Below are 17,692 nucleotides of genomic sequence, written 5' to 3'. Positions count from 1 at the left end.
GTATGAAATTTTATCGCCGTATTGAGCCCATTAAGGCCATGACCTTCGATCTTGATGACACGCTGTATGACAATTACCCGGTGATTATCCGTATGGAGCGTGAGTTGCTGGCTTGGTTGCAGCAAACGCATCCTGCCGTGGCGCACATGGATAAGGCTGATTGGATGCAGGTAAAAAAACATGTGCTCCAGCAGAGACCGGATCTCAGAAGCGATGTGACGCTTTGGCGTTTAGTGCAGCTAAAGCATGGTTTTCTTTCAGTTGGCTATGATGAAGCGCAAGCTCAAGCCGCAGCTGAAGAGGGTGTGCAGCTCGCTTTGGATTGGCGCAGTCAGTTTGAAGTGCCCCAATCAAGCTTAGATGTTTTGACACAATTGGGAGAGCGAGTTCCGCTCGTGGCGATCACAAACGGCAACGTCGATTTAGATAAAATTGGCTTAACGCCGTATTTTCAATGTGTGCTCAAAGCGGGGCCTGATGGGGTAGCGAAACCCGCCACCGATATGTTTACTAAGGCGAAACGGTTCTTAGATATTCCAGCAGAGAATATTCTGCATGTCGGTGATCACCTAACCACGGATGTTCATGGTGCAAAGTTGGCTGGTTTTGCAGCCTGTTGGTTTAATGATATGAATAAAAATGTCATTAACCATTCAAAAACACGTACTTTACCTGATATTGAAATCAATAGTTTGCAGCCGTTACTCACACTTTTTTAATTGCTTTCGCATTAATCCATTCTAATCTCATTTTGTGTCTAGAAAAGCAGCGTAAAGCCACGTAAATTATGCACTATTAAGTAAAAAGAGTAACGCCACACGTCGTGGTGAAGATAGTGTTACGGCAGTGGTAGGTGCATGCGAGCTTTTTCAAAACTGGTTCATGATGTCAGTCAGTTAAATGACTTTTTAGTCACTTCTCAGTTCTCTTCAAGTAAACAATATTTGGTGCAAATATTGTCGACTCAATCACGCGACTTTGCGACCACACTTTCGGACGCTGTTTTATTGTTGCTGCCGAATGCTCATGTCATGGGGCATAGTACGCGTAATGTCATTCTGGAGGGGGAGATATTTACCTCTGGCTGCCTGATCAGTGTGACTGAGTTCGAACAAACCACGCTTACTTCTGCCGTCCAAACCTACTCTTACTCCCCCGATATTGATGGTGGAGAGCTCAAACGCTCGCTTCTGTTGCAGCACAATTCGCAAGTGATCCTCAGCTTTGCTGTGCAAATTGAACGACGTGACTATCCCTTGTTTCAAACCTTCGCCAGTGAAGAAGTCGTGATCTCTGGAGGGTTGGCGCAAAGTATTGATGATGGCTGTTGGGTGCTATATCAAAACCGAGTTTACGATAATGCCGTGGTCGCCGTAGCTTTGCACAGTGATACATTGAAGTTATGGACGGATGCGTATTCGGAATGGAACCCGATTGGCATGCCACATAAAGTCACCCATGCAAAAGGAACGCGCTTGTATTGCTTAGGTGAACAGAAAGCGTTGGACGTATACAAGCGTTACTTGGCGGATGGCCATGATGTGACGCTGAGTCAGTTGCTCAGCTTTCCTTTGTATCGAGAAAGTTTGGGGCGCAAGGAAGTTTGCACGGTAACGGAGCTGCACGCTGATGGCAGTATGAGTTTCGACAGGCCTTGGTGTCTTGGTGACGAAGTACAATTTTGCTATAACCACCCCTCATTAACGCTCGAACAGGTGCGACATGGTGTGGTTGAGTTAGCCATGCACCAACCTGAAGTCGTGATGATTTTTAACTGCGCGTCACGGTTAGACTTTATTGACAGCAGCGACGAAGTCCAAGCCTTCAAAGATATCGCGACGACGTTTGGTAGTTATTGTATGGGGGAACTGCATGGCGGTATTGGACAGCCAGAAATTCTTCATCACAGTCTGACGTATTTAGCGATGCGAGAGGGAGACGAAGTACAAGCATTGAACTTGCCTAAGTCGCCCGTTAGCTCCTCTATTTCACCATTGTTTAGCTTGATTCGAAATGCGATTGGCGACCTCAACCATATGAACGCGCATATGGGGTATCAACTCGATCGCCAAACGCGCAAGTTACAAGAAAGCTATCGGCGAGATAGTCGCACTGGATTACAAAACCGAGTCGCGCTGCAAGAGCGGCTGAGTAGCATCGATTTGGATGAGCACTTGCTGACTCTAAAGCTACTTAACTTCAGCCATATCAATGAAAAATACGGTTATAGAGTAGGGGATCAGCTACTTAAAGACCTCTCAATGCATTTTACGAATCGACTGCGAAAGCGTTTTGGCATGCCAACGGCTTTGCAGCTTTATAGTATTGGGGTTGGTGAGTGGGCGTTCATATTTAAAGCTGACCAAAGCAGCGAAACCATCAAACAGCACTTTACTCGTTTTGCCGACGCGGTAGAGCAAACTAATTTTGAGCCAATTGGTCTGCGCGAAATAGATTATCTTTCTATCTCGCTGTGCGGTGGCTTAGTGAGTCGTCGAGATTTTCCATCAGCTTCTGCAGATGAGCTATTGCTTAAAGGCATTGAAGCGAGGCGTTCCGGTGTGCGCAGTAATACCCATATCTGCAATGCGAAAGACATCGAAGTCAGTGAGGATGTACGTAAAGAGCAACTTGGATGGTTGAGTTGCGTCAGTAAAGCCATTCTCAAACAGAACATCATCACCTATAGCCAGCCGATAGTGCATGCGGATAGCCATAAATTGGCAAGCCAAGAATGTTTGGTTCGCATTTTGGAGGAGGATGGAACGGTGATTGCGCCAGGGCGCTTCCTGCCTATTATTTCCGATACGCATCTTTATACTCGATTGAGTCGGCACATGATCCATTCTACGTTACATTACATGCGAGATACGCAAGGTGACTTTTCTATTAACTTGTCGCCGCAAGATTTGCTTAGTGATAAAACTTTAATGCTTTTAGAGCATGAAATTTGTCAGCTCAATGACCCTAGGCGAATTGGTTTGGAAGTGTTGGAATCTGAGCAAATCAAAGACTACGGTCGAATGATCGAAGTATGCAGTCATTTCAGAAGCTTAGGAGCGCGTATCATTGTTGATGATTTTGGCTCAGGCTATTCCAATATTGATGAAATCCTAAAGCTGGAGCCGGAAGTCATAAAGCTCGATGGCAGCTTGATTCGTGATATCGATAAAGACTTAAAGCAGCGCAAAATAGCTTCTCAGTTGGTGCGTTTATGTCAGGTGTTTAACGCGGAGACGGTGGCGGAGTTTGTCCACAATCGAGAGGTGTGCAAAATCGCGCAGGATATGGGCGTCGACTATCTGCAAGGCTACTACTTGGGTGAACCTACGCGTTTGTTTTAGTTGTGTTTCACGTGAAACCATTCCAATAAAAAAACGCAGCCTTGGCTGCGTTTTTTTATTTTGAGCCATTCGGTTTTAGTTGAGTTAGCTCGGTGATTGCTTGAGGGCGTGTCCACTTTTTTCGGCTTGAAATAGTGCAAGGTAGTGAGCAAAGAATGTGAGCATTTTTTGCTGGTTATTTTGCTCGCCTAGTTGTCCGAGTAAATATGCGGCGACTTCAAACGTGCACAAGTTACCTTGTTGTTGGTTGCGTCGCAGCTGATATTGCGAGTCTGCCGATGTAGACAGCGCCATAGTAGGGATACTTTCTAACCAACGGCTCTTGTTGATCATCTTGCGCGCCTCTTGCCAGGTAGCGTCCAAAATAATAAACAGCGGATTTTTGGTTTGTTGCTGGCTTTGGAGCGCCACATGTTCGAGTGTGACGCTTTCTTCACTTGGGAATAGAAGCACTGGATACAGCGACGGATCAGCTAATCGAGCGAGCAAGTCTGCTGGTGGTTGTTTTCGGTCCCAGGTTACTCGCTCAATATTGAGTTGGCACTGCTCTAGTAGCTGGCCGGTATTAGTATCACGCGTCAGTTCATTCGGATGCATCAACAGCAAGATGTTGTGCTCGCTGGTAAGTTTCGGCACCAGTGAGCACATACAGTTGAATTGAAAACCACAATTTGGACACGGTTGCGACATTACAGACGAACTCCTTCGCGCACAGGGCTAACCCCATCCGAGAACAGACGCACGCCACTGATTTGGTTTGGCGTTGCCGTTGGTGCCATGCTTGGGTTGAGTGGATAGCTAACCCCAGTGTATTGCATCACGTGTTGAGCCGCCTTAGATCCGCCACCGCTGACATTAAAAATCAGATCTCGCCAACCATGGGAGGTTTGTTGGCCGAGCATAATCGGGCTTTGTACCAGTGTGATGCGGCTATTGAAGCGCCACTCTTTTTCGTGATGTTCAAAGATCAGCAATGTACAGCCACCGGAACCACACCAATCCAGCTGTACTAATAGCTCTTCGTTACCATCGCCGTTGAGGTCATAAGTTAGCCAACGGTACTGGTTGTTGTTGGGGTTGGTTTGGTGAATGAAGAAGTAGTTGCGCACGGCGGCATCTACTTTTGAGTCAAACTCCGCACTAGAAGGTACGTCTGCACTGCTGATGGGCTTGTTGGCGCGTTTCTCGGCTGGTTGCATCATGCCCTCATCACGAGTGGTGGCAGGGTAAAGCACTAAACCACCATCGGCGATTGGGTATACCAAGTTACCGACTTTTTCTTTGGTCGCTTTGAGCTGATTGCCTTCTCGCGTAAACAGTCGCTCTGACATCAGTCTTTGTTGTTGATGATGCGTCATGACGACTTGAACCTGAGACGGACTTAATTGTTGCCAGTACCCACGCTCGATTAACGGTGCCTGCCCATTGGCGTAACTGTATTTTGTTGTGGCGCTGTGGTCTGGGTTTAAGGTCATTTGCACCTCAAAACCTTGTGATTGGGTTGAAGTCGCGACATAGGTATTGGCCCAGCTAAGCGTAGCGTCCACGTTTGCAGCCGTACCACAACCTTGATAAGTGTCGCCATCATGTTTTAGCGTCGCTTTCCAGCCATACAAAGAATCACTCATCGTATCTGAGCAGAGGTTTTCTGTTAGGCGAAGTTCACCATCTTGTAGTTGATATGTGCGCTGGCGAGGTTGAAGTTGACTGCTCTTAATCGCTAATTTTTTGGTTTGTTTGCCGATTTGCTGGAATGTCAGTCCATTAGCCTCAAAGCTTGCCGACCAAGAAGGCTCATTACCAAACACGCGAGTTGGTTTGTTTGGTTGCTGACAACGGTTTGGATTTTCCGTTGTGAGGAAGTTCACTTGTTCCACGACAAAGTTAGCATCGAAATCGGCAGAGAACCCATCGATGCCCGGTGGGTTGAGATGGCCGATAACCTCGCCATACATGGTCTGGTAAGGCTCGTTATTTAACTGAATTGCTCGTTGCATTTGCTGTGGTGACAGTTGTAACCAATATTGCTTGTCGCTGCCACAAGGCATGATGTATTGACTCTCGTGACCGACGATCACTTTTCCACGTAGCATAAAGGTTTGAGGTTGAATGGTGTCAGGCTTATCTAAGGTGGCTGGTGGAGAAGTTGGGTCGGCAGCGCCAGATTTTGGCGGCTGCGAACTACATGCTTGCAGAACCAGCAGAGTGGCAAGCGCCACTGGGTTTTTCAAAGCCTTCATGTTATATCTTCCTCATTATTGTTACTCAATCGGCATCGGATGGCATTATGGCATATTGGTTATTTAAAACTGAACCAGATACCTTTTCTATTGACACGCTTCGAGCCCAAAAGGTTTCATGTTGGGAGGGAGTTCGTAATTATCAGGCGCGTAATATGATGCGTGACCAAGTGAAGGTGGGCGATTTCGTCCTGATTTATCACTCTTCTTGCAAGAATGTTGGCGTTGCCGGTATTGCTAAAGTCGTGAGAGAAGCCTATCCCGATCATTTCCAGTTCGATCCTGAAAGTGATTATTTCGACCCAAAGTCAGACCCAGACAACCCGCGTTGGATTATGGTGGATGTCGAATTCGTGCGTAAAACGGCGCGAGTGATTCCGTTATCGGTGATGAAAGCGATGCCAGAACTTGAGAACATGCCATTGGTGAAACGTGGAAATCGCTTGTCGATCATGCCAGTGACAGAAGAAGAGTGGGAAGCGATCCTTGGCAAAGAGAAGTTGCCAAGTCAGCGATAAAAGAAAAGGGCTGCGAATGTGCAGCCCTTTGTTATTGTTTGGAGTATTGCAGCTTACAGCAAGTGATCTTGTAGGTAGTGTGCAACCGCATCTTCTGCATTGCTGCCAATCACTTCGTTATTTGGCAATGCTTTCATCACTTTCTCGTGTGATGTGCCCATGACCAATCCTTTACCTGCCATCGACAGCATTTCTACGTCATTCATGCCATCACCAAATGCCACGCAATTTTCTAACGTGAGGCCGAGCTTTTTCGCTACCGCTTCAAGAGCATGGCCTTTAGACACACCTGCACTCATTACTTCCAAGCACCATGGTGTTGAAAACGCAATATTCAGCTTATCGCCAAATTGTTCACGTAGTTTGTTTTCAAACACCACCAAGCGTTCGTGATCTTGTGCCGGATGGGTGAAGAAGATTTTCGCAATACCGTCAGTTGGCGCTTGGTCTTCATCGAATAAGACGTATGTGAATTCGTCATGGAAATCACGCAACGTTTCGTCGTCTTTGTTCATCAACCAACTGTCATTTTGATACATGTGGATAAGTATTTCTTGATCGTGCTTGATCGTGTCGATCACGCCTTGAACCAGTTCTGCAGGGACATTCTCGCTGTACATCAACTGATCTTCCTGGTCATGCACACGGGCACCGTTCGAGGTGATCATGTAAGCCGGAATACCGACCTGACGACGGATGCTCGCAACGTCTACGTGGTGACGGCCTGTTGCAAAGACAAAGGTGTAACCCTTTTCATGCAGCGCTTTTAGCGTCTCTTTTGAGTAAGCACTGAGCTGATGGTTTGGTGCGAGTAACGTGCCATCCAGATCAGAGGCAACGATTTTAGTGATCTCTTTGCAAGGTAGCGATGTGCTCATGAAGTCCTCGTAAACGGTTTGGATAGTGTGGAACAGGTAATTGCAAACGGAGTACAGCAGACTGACTAGATCATGCTGCTCCGAATGCGGGGGAACTTTGGTCGGTTGCATCTACGTGGTTAAACGCAGCCAGACCCAAGCAGTGTACGTCAAAATGAGGATGAAAAAGAGGGTAAATCAATGTGCAGACATTTCCTCTTTAATCATGGCCGTGAAATGGTCGCCTAGAGTTCTTATTATGTTTTTTCGTTTGGCGATGATTTCGGGTCATTCATAAAGCGGAAGATCGCATCGAGTGCTTGATTACGATACTGGTCGGTCTCGAATAAGATCTCATGCTGTGCGCCTTCGATAGAAAGTAGCTCCGCATATGGGTTGGTTTTACGCAATTTATCGATAAAACGTTTTTGTGCCAGATTGCTGACAATACGATCGTTCCCAGCTTGAATCAGGAGCACCGGTACTTTGACTTGGCGAGTCAATAAAAAGCATTGTTTTGCTGCCATTAGCCCTTGCCATACCCATCGAGTGCTCGGTCCACCGACTTGCAGTTCCGGTTTTTCCGTATAGAGATTTCGGAACCATTGGTAGCGGCCGTAACTTTGGCTGAGTGGGTTATCTTCAAAGGGTTTAGGGAAGTAGGCCTGATGTCCTGGTGCATAGCGTGGCAAAGTGGATACCGCTGACATAATTTGTGTCACTGGAATCGCTATTGGCGATAAGTACCATGGCAGATTAATACCAAACATAGGCGCACTAAGAATCAAGCCGGTAAAGGGATGTTCTGGGTGAGTTTGCAGATAACGTGTAGCGATTGCGCCGCCCATGGAGTGGGCAATGATGAAACATTGCTGATAGTCGCTAAGGGCGTGTTTGTTTACGACCACGTCCATATCGTCAATATAATCAGTAAAGTCATAGACGTGACCCATATCTGAGTCAGACAATAGACGATCTGATAAACCTTGTCCGCGGTGGTCAAAGGAATAGACGTCGAAGCCTTGGCGATAGAGATCGTAAAACAGTTCTTGGTATTTCCAGGAAGATTCAATGCGCCCATTAACGATGAGCACGGCTTTTTTATGTTCTGGGTTGGTCAGTTTGCACCAGTAGATGTTCTTTTTCTCAGTTCCTTTAACAAAGCCTTCTTGGCGAGTTTGCCAAAGTGCCGCGATCGGACCACCAATTGCTTGCTCAAATAATGACTCTTGAGTATAAGTCAAAGGTGAATGGTTAGTAGCCATTAGTCGATTACCTGAAGATACGTTGTTTACGCGATGTATCATCGAAGAATTAGTGAGGAAATGCAATGGATACCCACGTCTGGTTAGCTTATGTAGTAACTGCAATCGTTTTTAGTTTGGCTCCGGGGTCTGGCACGGTGAACTCAATCAGCAATGGTTTGAGTTACGGTACTCGCAAATCTTTGGGGGCTGTGATCGGTCTCCAAATTGGTTTGGCCATTCACATTGCGTTAGTTGGGGCGGGAATTGGTGCGCTGGTCGCACAATCGGCAACGGCATTTTCTGTCATTAAATGGGTTGGCGCGGCTTATTTGGTTTGGTTGGGTATCCAGAAATGGCGAGACACTTCCAGCTTGGTGGCGGCTGAGAGCCACAAAGACATGTCTGGCATGGCACTCTTGTACAAAGCTATTTTGATTAACCTGACGAACCCTAAATCGATTGTTTTTCTGGTGGCGTTGTTTCCACAGTTTATTGACCCGGCACAAGACCAACTGACGCAACTGTTGGTGCTTGGTGTTACGACTGTTGTGATCGACGCGTGTGTGATGTTGGGTTACACCACCTTGGCGGCGCAAATGGGACGTTTTATTCGCTCCGATAAAATCATGGGGAAAATAAACAAAGTCTTCGGTTCAATGTTTATGGGTTGTGGTGCATTATTAGCAGCTGCAAAGTCATAAGCCATTTAATAGGTCCTTCTTTAGCATGAATACAACGTATGTTGCTCGCCAGCCGATCTTTAACCGCAAAAGACAGACGCTGGGTTATGAATTGTTGTTTCGAGATGGGGAGAGTAACGCATACCCTTCGCATATTGAGTCAAACCGAGCAACATACCGATTAATTGTCGAGAATTTCCTATCACTGGGCACTAACCCAGTGATTGCTTCTTCGCGATGCTTTATCAATTTTCCTCATCAAAGCTTGGTGCGCCGCTTACCGCGCAGCTTGCCAAAAAACAAAATCGTCGTCGAAGTCCTGGAAACTTGCCAGCCGACCGATGATCTTCTCGATGCGATTCGCGAGTTGTATCGAGAAGGTTATTTGATCGCGCTGGATGATTTCACCTTAACGCCGGAGTGGCGTCGCTTCTTACCTTACGTGCACATCGTTAAACTCGATATCATGGCAATGGGGCTGGAAAAAGCGTGTGCGTTGGTCAAAGCTCACCTTGCTAAACGCGTCAAGTACCACTTTTTGGCGGAACGTGTTGAAACCGCAGAAGAGTTTGAGCAAGCCAAAGCGGCTGGCTTTAAGTTTTTCCAAGGCTACTTTTTTAGTAAGCCATTAGTTTCGCAAACAAAATACGTGAGCCCCGAGCAAGTGTTAGCGCTACAGCTTTTTCGTGAAGTCTGCTCACCAGAGCCAGACTTTACTCGTATTGAAACCATCATTACGCAAGATGTTGCGTTGTCGTACAAATTATTGCGCTTTGTAAATACGCAAGCGCCAAACCTCGCTGTCGAAATCAGCTCGTTTCGTCAGGCCTTGATCTACCTTGGTCAGGATAATCTTAAGCAGTTTGTCTCCTTGGTCGTGGCGTCGTATATCTCTAGTAACAAGCCTCGAGAACTGTATCACCTTTCATTACAACGAGCGCAGTTCTGCCAATTAATGTCGCGTTATCAGCCATTTTCCCACCTCAACGAACAAGGGTTTATGGTCGGCTTATTATCGATTTTAGATGCGATGCTTGATTTGTCGGTGGAATCTTTAGTCAAGCAATTGCCACTTAGCGAATCTGTACAACAAGCCTTATTACATCGCAAGGGGGTTTATGGTGCGCTGATTTCTCTGGAAGAGTGTTACGAGCGTGCCGACTGGTCAGGCGTCGAAAAAATCACGACGCAGTTGGGGTTGTCTTTGGAAGAGGTCAAGCTCTCGTTAGGTGAAGCGGTTCGCTGGAGTCAAAACGTCGCAACTGCGTAAATTTCTGCCGTATCTTTATTCTCTCTAACCGTTCTTCTCTCAATCTTTATTAGCTGTTTCGATGTGAAACTTTTATGACGATTCTGGGATCACTCTTGACGACATCCTAGAGTTAAATAAGTATATACGCATATCCATATATAGGTATGTTTATTATGCTTCCACATCAGTTTTTCAAGCTGTTATCCGATGAAACGCGCGTACGTTGTTTAATGCTGGTGGCCCGTGAAGGCGAAACTTGCGTGGGTGATTTGGCGTTTGCGTTGCAAGAGAGTCAGCCGAAAGTTTCTCGTCATCTTGCTCAGTTACGCTCCAGTGGCATCTTGGTGGATAAACGCCGAGGGCAATGGGTGTACTACGAGTTATCGCAGCAATTACCAGGTTGGATGCGTAAGCTGATTGAAGACTTAGTGGCATCAAACTGTTTGAAGCAAGAGTACCAAGACGACATCACACGCTTGCACGATAAAAGTCGTGAGGCTTGCTGTTAATAGCAAACAGAGATTCAAGGTAGAAGATTAAAGGGTAAAACTATGACAATTAAAGTAGGCATTAATGGCTTTGGCCGAATTGGTCGTTTAGCACTGCGAGCGGCATTCGACTGGCCAGAGTTAGAGTTTGTGCAAATCAACGATGTCGCAGGTGATGCAGCGACGCTTGGCCACTTATTAGAGTTCGATTCAGTGCAAGGTCGTTGGCACCATGAAGTGCAGGTTGAGGGCAATGAGCTCGTCATCAATGGCAAGCGCATCGCCACGACTCAGCAACGTGACATTGACGCCGTGAACTGGTCTGGCTGTGATGTTGTGATTGAAGCGACAGGTGTACACCGCAAAACCTCGTACCTAGACCAATACCTCGATCAAGGTGTGAAGCGCGTGGTGGTGAGTGCGCCAGTGAAAGAAGAAGGCATTGCGAACATTGTTGTTGGCGTGAACGATCATATTTTCGACCCTGAAAAACATCGTATCGTGACAGCCGCTTCATGCACAACAAACTGTATTGCGCCTGTGGTGAAAGTCATTCATGAGAAGTTGGGCATTGAGCAATCCTCTTTCACGACAATTCACGATTTGACCAATACGCAAACCATTTTGGATGCACCACATAAAGATCTGCGCCGTGCTCGTGCGTGCGGCATGAGTCTTATCCCGACCACTACCGGTAGTGCGACAGCCATTGTGGAAATTTTCCCAGACTTAAAAGGCAAGATTAACGGCCACGCGGTACGTGTACCATTGGCGAATGCGTCATTGACCGACATCATCTTCGATGTAAAACGCGATACCACAGCAGAAGAAGTGAACGCTTTGCTGAAAGAGGCGTCGGAAGGTGAGTTAAAAGGCATTCTTGGCTTTGAGGAACGTCCGTTAGTGTCGATCGATTACAAAGGCGACCAACGCTCAACTATCGTTGATGCACAATCCACCATGGTGGTTGGCTCACGAATGGTGAAAATTTACGCGTGGTACGACAATGAAATGGGTTACGCAACGCGCACCGCAGAATTGGTTCGTAACGTTGGTCTGGCATAACAGGAGTTCATAATGTCTCATCCTACATGGCAATTAGATTTGGACTCTGGTGCATTAGTCCTAACACCGTGCCCGGGTACCAAAGGCGTCGAGTTGAAAGCGTCGTTGGAACAGTTGAAGGAGCAGGGGGTTCAAGCGGTCGTTACTGCATTGGACGATAGCGAGTTAGCAGCGAAAGACGTTGCGGCTTTGGGTGACACCACTCAGCAGCTGGGCATGAAATGGTTCCAGATCGAGATTGAAGATGACTGCGCACCAAGTGAAGAATTTGCGGCGAAGTGGCACCAAGCCAGTCCGGAACTGCATACGATTCTTGCTCAAGGTGGCAAAGTCGCGATGCACTGCATGGGCGGCTCGGGTCGCACAGGTTTGTTTGCGGCTCACTTGTTGCTAGAGAAGAAATGGCAGTTAGAAGATATCGTGCGAGAAGTGCAGGCTCTTCGCCCTGGTGCGTTTACAAAACCGGTGCAGCTTGAGTACATCGAACGCGTGGCGAAAGACGCTTGATCAGCTTAAATAGCTTTTGGAACATCATGATCCAAAAGCTATGTTCCAGTTTATATAATGGAAAATAGGTCAGCAGTAAAACTAAAAATTTCAATTTAAGTTTTTGTTTTTATTGGTTATCTTTGTCCATTTGTAAATTTCGGTGTGTTTGTGAATTCGAACTAAGGTTGTATCGCCTTATGGTTGGTGTACAGGTTAATAAGCATTTGGCACATGATGATCTAAATGCTTCTATCGCTGTACATAAGAGGTCAATATGATTTCTCAATTGAGCAAAAGTATTCGTCAGTACATGTTAGTGACGTTTAACTATTGGAACTTTACCGTGACCGACGGAGCGCTGCGTATGCTGGTGGTGCTCTATTTTCACGACTTGGGTTATTCCACGTTAGCTATTGCCTCACTGTTCCTTTTCTATGAATTTTTTGGTGTGGTGACCAATTTGATTGGTGGTTGGTTGGGCGCAAGGTTAGGCTTGAACAAAACCATGAACATTGGTTTAGCGATGCAAGTGTTTGCGTTGTTGATGCTGGCAGTACCCAACGCATGGCTGACGATTCCTTGGGTGATGGCGGCACAAGCTTTGTCGGGGATTGCCAAAGACCTCAACAAGATGAGTGCCAAGAGTGCGATTAAAACGCTAGTGCCAGACGAGCAGCAAGGCGCGCTTTACAAATGGGTGGCGATTTTGACGGGCTCGAAGAACGCGCTCAAAGGAGCGGGTTTCTTTGTCGGTGGCTTGTTGTTGTCTTGGGTGGGTTTCCAAAACTCGATGTTTATTATGGCGAGTGTGCTGGCATTGGTGTTTGTTTGCAGCATGATCTGGATAGAAGCTGACATGGGTAAAGCAAAGAGCAAACCTAAGTTTCGCCAAATTTTCTCCAAATCTGAATCTATAAATATTTTATCTGCGGCACGTATGTTCTTGTTTGGGGCGCGTGATGTTTGGTTTGTGGTCGCTCTGCCTATTTATCTCGGCAGTGTGTTTGGCTGGGATCACTTGTGGGTCGGTGGCTTTTTAGCCGCATGGGTCATTGCTTATGGGTTTGTGCAAGGCTTTGCGCCGCGTATTACTGGCAAAGCGCAAGGTCGCGTGCCTGATGGTAGTGCAGCATTAGTATGGGCAGGAATTCTTGCGTTAATTACGGGCGGTATTGCTTATGGTGTGCAAATCGGCTGGCAGCCTGAGTTGGTAATTGTTGTGGGGTTAATGATTTTTGGTGCTGTGTTTGCCATTAACTCTTCACTTCACTCGTATCTGATTGTGAGCTATGCCAAAGGCGATGGTGTGTCTCTGGATGTTGGCTTCTATTACATGGCCAATGCGATGGGACGTTTGATTGGCACGGTATTATCGGGTTGGATCTACCAAGAGGCTGGTCTTGCGGCGTGCTTATGGGTCTCCTTTGCTTTCTTGGCGCTGACGACGTTGATTTCGATTAAGTTGCCAAAAGCTAACGTTGCCACAGCGTAAATTTTGCCCGGTGTTTTTATCTGTAGATCGTACAAAATGGCTCCAACTTGGAGCCATTTTTGTTTCTTATGCGCCGTTTGATGTAATCAAACTGTGTGGGTTTGGCATCGAGGGTGAATGCTGATGTTTGGTTCTCGTTAATTGATTAGAGTGGCGATGAAATCCCCGTTGTAGGTCATTGTTGCGTTAAAAATAAGCAAAAACAGATTGTTAACCATTTCACTGGCTGAGATTTACCCTATGCTATAAACGATAAGCGACTCAAAGTAGGGAAAGGTATGAGAGAAAGGGTTCTGTTTTTTGATTTATTGCGCTGCTTTGCTGCGGTGGCAGTGATCGCCATTCACGTCTTGGCCCCTTATCGAAATGAGTTAGGAGTGATTCCGTTTGACCAGTGGTTGACGGCGGTAGGCGTTAATAGCGTTACCCGCTGGGCGGTGCCAGTTTTCATTCTGATCACCGGAGCGTTGATGCTCAGTGACACTCGACCATTTGACGGTAAGTATTATATCAAAAGGCGTTTAGGCAAAGTCTTAGTCCCATTTCTTATTTGGTCGATGTTTTATGCATACCTCTCTGGCTGGACGGCTCAAGGGTTTGACTTTGAAACCGTAAAAGAGGTGTTAAGCAATAGCCCATTTCACGCAACGTATTATCACCTCGGTTTTTTCTATTACTTTATACCGCTGTATTTTGTGATTCCGTTGTTCCAATGGATGGTACGCAACGTTGATGACAATGTGTTGTATACCTATCTCGCATTTTGGATTTTCACCAGCACGCTGTTTTTGTTCAAGATTGATGGTCCGTGGAGTAACCAAATGTGGCTCTATATGGGTTACCTTCCTCTGGGTTATGTTCTATTTCAAAAAGTGCCTTTGAACCGCTCTATGGTGACCTTATTTACAGGGTTTGGCCTCGTCGCGTTGGCTGTGACATTTACTATGGTCGTGACGAACAGTTTAGAGGCGGAGAAGTACACGGTTGGACGCTGGCTTTCTTACAAAACACTGAATGTCATTCTAGCGGCTTCGATGATTTTCATGATCGGTCGTTACTTTGGGGAAGGCTTGTCACCAAAAGTACAAAAAGTGGTGAGTGTGATCAGTCAGCACAGCTTGGGGATTTACTTACTTCACCCAATTTTCTTATGGCCGATGAAAGCGTTTGGTTGGTACACCGGACATCCCGCATGGGTGATTCCAGTCTGGATCATTATCAGTGGAGCTGGAGCCTTGGCGATGAGCTATCTCTTTTCTCGCTCTGCCAAGACTCGTTGGTTACTGCCTTAACGTTTGATGGCGAAGTGAAGGAATTTGTTACCACGATAGGTTAGCGTTCCTTTATCTCCAGGGTTGAGTGCATGGTAGTAGTGCACTCCAATTTGGAACTCTCGTTTAGGGCCAATAGAACCGCGTTGGACATAAATCCAATATTCTTGGTCGTCTTGGCCAGGTGGTGCATCTGGGATGTCGATAGCTTGCTTATCTAAAATAGTTACCTGTGCACTTTGTTCTGGAGCATCTTCGCCCACATAGTGCTTGCTATAGAAACGAAAAAATACCCATGCGCCCAAAGCAATAAGGGCGAACAGGGCGACAATAAGTGAGATTGGCATGTTAACCTCCGATGTTTCATTGAGCTCTATTCTACAGAACTCATTGATGAAACGATGAGTTGAGATAACTTATTCATAATCTAATGAAAGGGACATGAATTTTATTCGGCGCACTTCACGGTTTACCTCAATGGGGGCGCGATGAAATCGTTGCTTCATCTGCAAGCTACGTCACTAAAGCTGAACTAAGCAGCTTTCACTTGTCTGGCTATATGCGCTCAAGGGCACAAATTGAAAGTAAAATTGCACTCAACGGCTCGAAAAAGCTCTAAATTTATAGAAGAATAAAAATAACGAACACGGGAAGGGTCTGGTAAGGAGGGTTACGATGTCAGATATTGAAAAAGTAGTCATGCGTACCCGAACGATCGAAAAACTTTTGCGTACTCAGTACCATGCAGAAGGGAAAGGGTTACACCAACTTATTAATAGTTGTGAAGAACGTTTACCACATGACGTGATAGCGAAGCTTCGTTTTATCGCTACTGTGCGTAATAAAGTGGTTCACGAAGACGATTATAAGCTGGATGATCGGAAAGGCTTTATGGCGGCATGTGACGCTTGTGAAAAAGAGCTAACGCCAAGAAGCTCTCGTTTTATTTGGCGTGCAGCAATTTTGCTAATGACGTTGATTACGCTCGCCGCTCTTGGTTTCTACTACATGCATTGGGATATCTTGTCCAAACACATACAGTAGAAAAGCACAGATAAATAAAAAAGGACGCATTTGCGTCCTTTTTTATTTTTAATCAGTAGGTTAGTACATCATTGGCAGTGTCATTAAACCCACAACCACTGCAATCATTACCAGCCCTTGTTTTTGAGAAGATGAAATCATAACACTACCCCTTAATCTTTGATGAACTCGATGAATTTAATATAGCACTGTTTTTGGGGTTTGATCAACATATGCTCGATAATCTTTTCAAAAAATACACTTAACTTGTCTTTTTTTACGTGTTTTTGACTAATGAAACTGTGTTTTTTGTGTTGTATTTAAAATGCTCGTATTGTGTGATTGTTGTTCGTGTTTTATTTAAGTGTATGATTTTAAAGTGTCAATCTTGGTTTGTTGTTGGGTTGGAAATTGTTTTTTGTTTCGGTTGGTATGTTGATTGCCGATTTTGTCTGTGTTTCTCAAAAATTGAGAAAATAAAAAGATGTGCTATGGAGGTGCATCATTGAGTTGAGGTGTGGAAGGGGAATTTTCTTATCTAATGAGAAAATATGGGCTTAAAAAGTGTTTAGTGATTTGATGGTTTATGAAGTCGGTGTTTTCAATGGTTATTGAGAATGTGGCTTTATTTATCATTGGCTTACGTTCGTTATTTGATGTTTTTGTTATTGAGTTAAGTTTGATTTTTCATGTTGTTCTAATCTGTTCATCGGTGGTTTCTACTATCTTAGCTCGCTACCAAGACGATTTTCTGTTTTGTGTCTGTTATTTATTCTTGTTGCCTGTGATGTATACAGTCTGATGGTTTAGTCATCAGTTTTTGACGTAATGGGTTACCAAGGCCATTGGGCTGCTTTTTAGTTAAATGGCCTGACTTAGCGCGGGTTATTGTGCCGTGTGATTTGATGAACTTGGCTCATGGGATAGGGCTCTGCCCCATATTTATGGCCGTCATTAAGGCTCATCGACTTAATTGTTGTGCAGACTGAGGGTTACAAAATGTTTCGAATCGCTAGCGAGATCCAACTTTCGCAGATTGTGTCTTTACATCAAAACTGGTCTACCTAGACTAGCGGCGAGTTTAAGTAAAAGGTGTATACGGCATGTGGAGTTGGCTGGCGATAGGGCTATCAGGTGTGTATTCCGTGTTGGGAGCAAAACAAGCTAACCCGACACAATCCCTCGTGTTTAAAATCTTTACTCTGCTACTTCTTCTTGTGTTGGTGTTAACTCAAGGCGCATCCGCAACATATACCTACTGGATTGCGGGTGGGCTTATTGTGTCTATGGTGGCAGATACGCTGCACTCGTTTAAAACTCGCAAGCTAATTTACTTTGCTGCGTATTTGCTTGCTCAGGTGTGCTACAGCAAGTCATTTTGGGTACAGCTTAATGGTGAGATTGTCTGGTGGCTGTTGGCCCTACTGCTCGCAGCGAGTATCGTGGCGTTCTTTTTGTTGCTACCTCAACTCGACTCTCTGGTGTTTCCTGTTGTGATCATGGGGATGATGTTGGTTCAGCTTGCTTGGGCGGCGGGTGAAGTTTGGTTGCAGGCCCCGAGCTATGCCAATGCTATCGGTTTCAGCGGAACCCTAGTTTTGATCTATTCGGCGTTGGCGTATGCGATACACGGTTACCGAAAACCGATGAAACACGCCTATCTGTGGGTAAGTGGCAGCTACTTCTTTGCCCACGCCCTCATTGTTGCCTCTATCATTTACTAATT

General features: G+C 45.8%; 17 protein-coding genes. 12 read left to right on the top strand and 5 right to left on the bottom strand.

Translation table 11 applies throughout. The annotated features are described in order from the left end of the window. The first annotated feature begins 2 nt into the window (after positions 1-2). Both yigB and NL643_RS17290 read left to right on the top strand, forming a co-directional pair. Positions 3-719 (top strand): 5-amino-6-(5-phospho-D-ribitylamino)uracil phosphatase YigB, encoded by a 717-nt coding sequence (gene yigB, locus NL643_RS17295; protein WP_253644883.1) that lies wholly within the window; start codon positions 3-5, stop codon positions 717-719. A gap of 138 nt (positions 720-857) precedes the next feature. Then, positions 858-3,344, top strand: coding sequence for an EAL domain-containing protein (locus NL643_RS17290; RefSeq protein WP_253644882.1), 2,487 nt, complete (start codon positions 858-860; stop codon positions 3,342-3,344). Positions 3,345-3,428: 84 nt separating this feature from the next. Here the strand turns inward: NL643_RS17290 and NL643_RS17285 are convergent, their stop codons facing one another. Then, positions 3,429-4,034 carry a tRNA-uridine aminocarboxypropyltransferase gene (locus NL643_RS17285; protein WP_253644881.1) on the bottom strand — a complete coding sequence of 202 codons (606 nt, stop codon included), beginning with the start codon at positions 4,032-4,034 and terminating at the stop codon, positions 3,429-3,431. Then, positions 4,034-5,584: a COG3650 family protein gene (locus tag NL643_RS17280; protein WP_253644880.1), complete on the bottom strand. Its 1,551-nt coding sequence runs from the start codon at positions 5,582-5,584 to the stop codon at positions 4,034-4,036. The genes NL643_RS17285 and NL643_RS17280 overlap by 1 nt, the downstream gene beginning before the upstream one ends. Before the next feature lie 47 nt (positions 5,585-5,631). On the opposite strand from NL643_RS17280, the gene NL643_RS17275 reads away from it, so the two are divergent. Beyond that, positions 5,632-6,102: an EVE domain-containing protein gene (locus tag NL643_RS17275; protein ID WP_253644879.1), complete on the top strand. Its 471-nt coding sequence runs from the start codon at positions 5,632-5,634 to the stop codon at positions 6,100-6,102. A gap of 53 nt (positions 6,103-6,155) precedes the next feature. Here NL643_RS17275 and NL643_RS17270 read toward each other — a convergent pair whose 3' ends face one another. After that, a complete protein-coding gene (locus NL643_RS17270) occupies positions 6,156-6,980 on the bottom strand; it encodes a Cof-type HAD-IIB family hydrolase (RefSeq protein ID WP_005393831.1) in 825 nt (274 codons plus the stop codon). 236 nt (positions 6,981-7,216) lie between these two features. Continuing rightward, positions 7,217-8,224, bottom strand: a complete 1,008-nt coding sequence (locus tag NL643_RS17265; protein ID WP_114324080.1) for an alpha/beta fold hydrolase — start codon at positions 8,222-8,224, stop codon at positions 7,217-7,219. Between the two features lie 65 nt (positions 8,225-8,289). Between NL643_RS17265 and rhtB the strand changes: the two genes are divergently transcribed. The 7 genes from rhtB to NL643_RS17230 all read left to right on the top strand — a co-directional run bounded on the left by rhtB (position 8,290) and on the right by NL643_RS17230 (position 14,964). Beyond that, positions 8,290-8,907 (top strand): homoserine/homoserine lactone efflux protein, encoded by a 618-nt coding sequence (gene rhtB / locus NL643_RS17260; protein WP_005393828.1) that lies wholly within the window; start codon positions 8,290-8,292, stop codon positions 8,905-8,907. A 25-nt stretch (positions 8,908-8,932) separates the two neighbouring features. After that, positions 8,933-10,156 (top strand): EAL and HDOD domain-containing protein, encoded by a 1,224-nt coding sequence (locus tag NL643_RS17255; RefSeq protein ID WP_005393827.1) that lies wholly within the window; start codon positions 8,933-8,935, stop codon positions 10,154-10,156. Positions 10,157-10,311: 155 nt separating this feature from the next. Continuing rightward, complete coding sequence (locus NL643_RS17250; protein ID WP_005393826.1) at positions 10,312-10,647, top strand: metalloregulator ArsR/SmtB family transcription factor; 336 nt, start codon at positions 10,312-10,314, stop codon at positions 10,645-10,647. A 42-nt stretch (positions 10,648-10,689) separates the two neighbouring features. Further along, positions 10,690-11,691 carry an ArsJ-associated glyceraldehyde-3-phosphate dehydrogenase gene (locus NL643_RS17245; protein ID WP_005393824.1) on the top strand — a complete coding sequence of 334 codons (1,002 nt, stop codon included), beginning with the start codon at positions 10,690-10,692 and terminating at the stop codon, positions 11,689-11,691. A 12-nt stretch (positions 11,692-11,703) separates the two neighbouring features. After that, positions 11,704-12,198, top strand: coding sequence for a cyclin-dependent kinase inhibitor 3 family protein (locus tag NL643_RS17240; RefSeq protein WP_005393822.1), 495 nt, complete (start codon positions 11,704-11,706; stop codon positions 12,196-12,198). 256 nt (positions 12,199-12,454) lie between these two features. Then, entirely contained in the window at positions 12,455-13,672 is a 1,218-nt protein-coding gene (gene arsJ / locus NL643_RS17235) for an organoarsenical effux MFS transporter ArsJ (protein WP_253644878.1), read from the top strand. A gap of 278 nt (positions 13,673-13,950) precedes the next feature. Further along, positions 13,951-14,964, top strand: a complete 1,014-nt coding sequence (locus NL643_RS17230; RefSeq protein ID WP_085344485.1) for an acyltransferase — start codon at positions 13,951-13,953, stop codon at positions 14,962-14,964. Here the strand turns inward: NL643_RS17230 and NL643_RS17225 are convergent. Beyond that, a complete protein-coding gene (locus tag NL643_RS17225) occupies positions 14,961-15,290 on the bottom strand; it encodes a DUF2500 domain-containing protein (RefSeq protein ID WP_005393817.1) in 330 nt (109 codons plus the stop codon). The genes NL643_RS17230 and NL643_RS17225 overlap by 4 nt on opposite strands. Before the next feature lie 328 nt (positions 15,291-15,618). On the opposite strand from NL643_RS17225, the gene NL643_RS17220 reads away from it, so the two are divergent. Both NL643_RS17220 and NL643_RS17215 read left to right on the top strand, forming a co-directional pair. After that, positions 15,619-15,987 (top strand): hypothetical protein, encoded by a 369-nt coding sequence (locus NL643_RS17220; RefSeq protein ID WP_005393815.1) that lies wholly within the window; start codon positions 15,619-15,621, stop codon positions 15,985-15,987. Between the two features lie 1,082 nt (positions 15,988-17,069). Next, positions 17,070-17,690, top strand: a complete 621-nt coding sequence (locus NL643_RS17215) for a lysoplasmalogenase (RefSeq protein ID WP_005393811.1) — start codon at positions 17,070-17,072, stop codon at positions 17,688-17,690. Positions 17,691-17,692: the final 2 nt, after the last annotated feature.

The organism is Vibrio sp. Y42_MX_L11, assembly GCF_024181785.1.
GTDB lineage: Bacteria > Pseudomonadota > Gammaproteobacteria > Enterobacterales > Vibrionaceae > Vibrio > Vibrio diabolicus.
Note: the sequence above shows the minus strand (reverse complement) of the source record. Positions and strands in the feature narration are given on the sequence as shown.

Bases quoted from the DNA above. Each gene is read 5' to 3' on its own strand.
- yigB (WP_253644883.1), top strand. From the start codon at position 3: ATGAAATTTTATCGCCGTATTGAGCCCATTAAGGCCATGACCTTCGAT.
- NL643_RS17290 (WP_253644882.1), top strand. From the start codon at position 858: ATGCGAGCTTTTTCAAAACTGGTTCATGATGTCAGTCAGTTAAATGAC.
- NL643_RS17285 (WP_253644881.1), bottom strand. From the start codon at position 4,034: ATGTCGCAACCGTGTCCAAATTGTGGTTTTCAATTCAACTGTATGTGC.
- NL643_RS17280 (WP_253644880.1), bottom strand. From the start codon at position 5,584: ATGAAGGCTTTGAAAAACCCAGTGGCGCTTGCCACTCTGCTGGTTCTG.
- NL643_RS17275 (WP_253644879.1), top strand. From the start codon at position 5,632: ATGGCATATTGGTTATTTAAAACTGAACCAGATACCTTTTCTATTGAC.
- NL643_RS17270 (WP_005393831.1), bottom strand. From the start codon at position 6,980: ATGAGCACATCGCTACCTTGCAAAGAGATCACTAAAATCGTTGCCTCT.
- NL643_RS17265 (WP_114324080.1), bottom strand. From the start codon at position 8,224: ATGGCTACTAACCATTCACCTTTGACTTATACTCAAGAGTCATTATTT.
- rhtB (WP_005393828.1), top strand. From the start codon at position 8,290: ATGGATACCCACGTCTGGTTAGCTTATGTAGTAACTGCAATCGTTTTT.
- NL643_RS17255 (WP_005393827.1), top strand. From the start codon at position 8,933: ATGAATACAACGTATGTTGCTCGCCAGCCGATCTTTAACCGCAAAAGA.
- NL643_RS17250 (WP_005393826.1), top strand. From the start codon at position 10,312: ATGCTTCCACATCAGTTTTTCAAGCTGTTATCCGATGAAACGCGCGTA.
- NL643_RS17245 (WP_005393824.1), top strand. From the start codon at position 10,690: ATGACAATTAAAGTAGGCATTAATGGCTTTGGCCGAATTGGTCGTTTA.
- NL643_RS17240 (WP_005393822.1), top strand. From the start codon at position 11,704: ATGTCTCATCCTACATGGCAATTAGATTTGGACTCTGGTGCATTAGTC.
- arsJ (WP_253644878.1), top strand. From the start codon at position 12,455: ATGATTTCTCAATTGAGCAAAAGTATTCGTCAGTACATGTTAGTGACG.
- NL643_RS17230 (WP_085344485.1), top strand. From the start codon at position 13,951: ATGAGAGAAAGGGTTCTGTTTTTTGATTTATTGCGCTGCTTTGCTGCG.
- NL643_RS17225 (WP_005393817.1), bottom strand. From the start codon at position 15,290: ATGCCAATCTCACTTATTGTCGCCCTGTTCGCCCTTATTGCTTTGGGC.
- NL643_RS17220 (WP_005393815.1), top strand. From the start codon at position 15,619: ATGTCAGATATTGAAAAAGTAGTCATGCGTACCCGAACGATCGAAAAA.
- NL643_RS17215 (WP_005393811.1), top strand. From the start codon at position 17,070: ATGTGGAGTTGGCTGGCGATAGGGCTATCAGGTGTGTATTCCGTGTTG.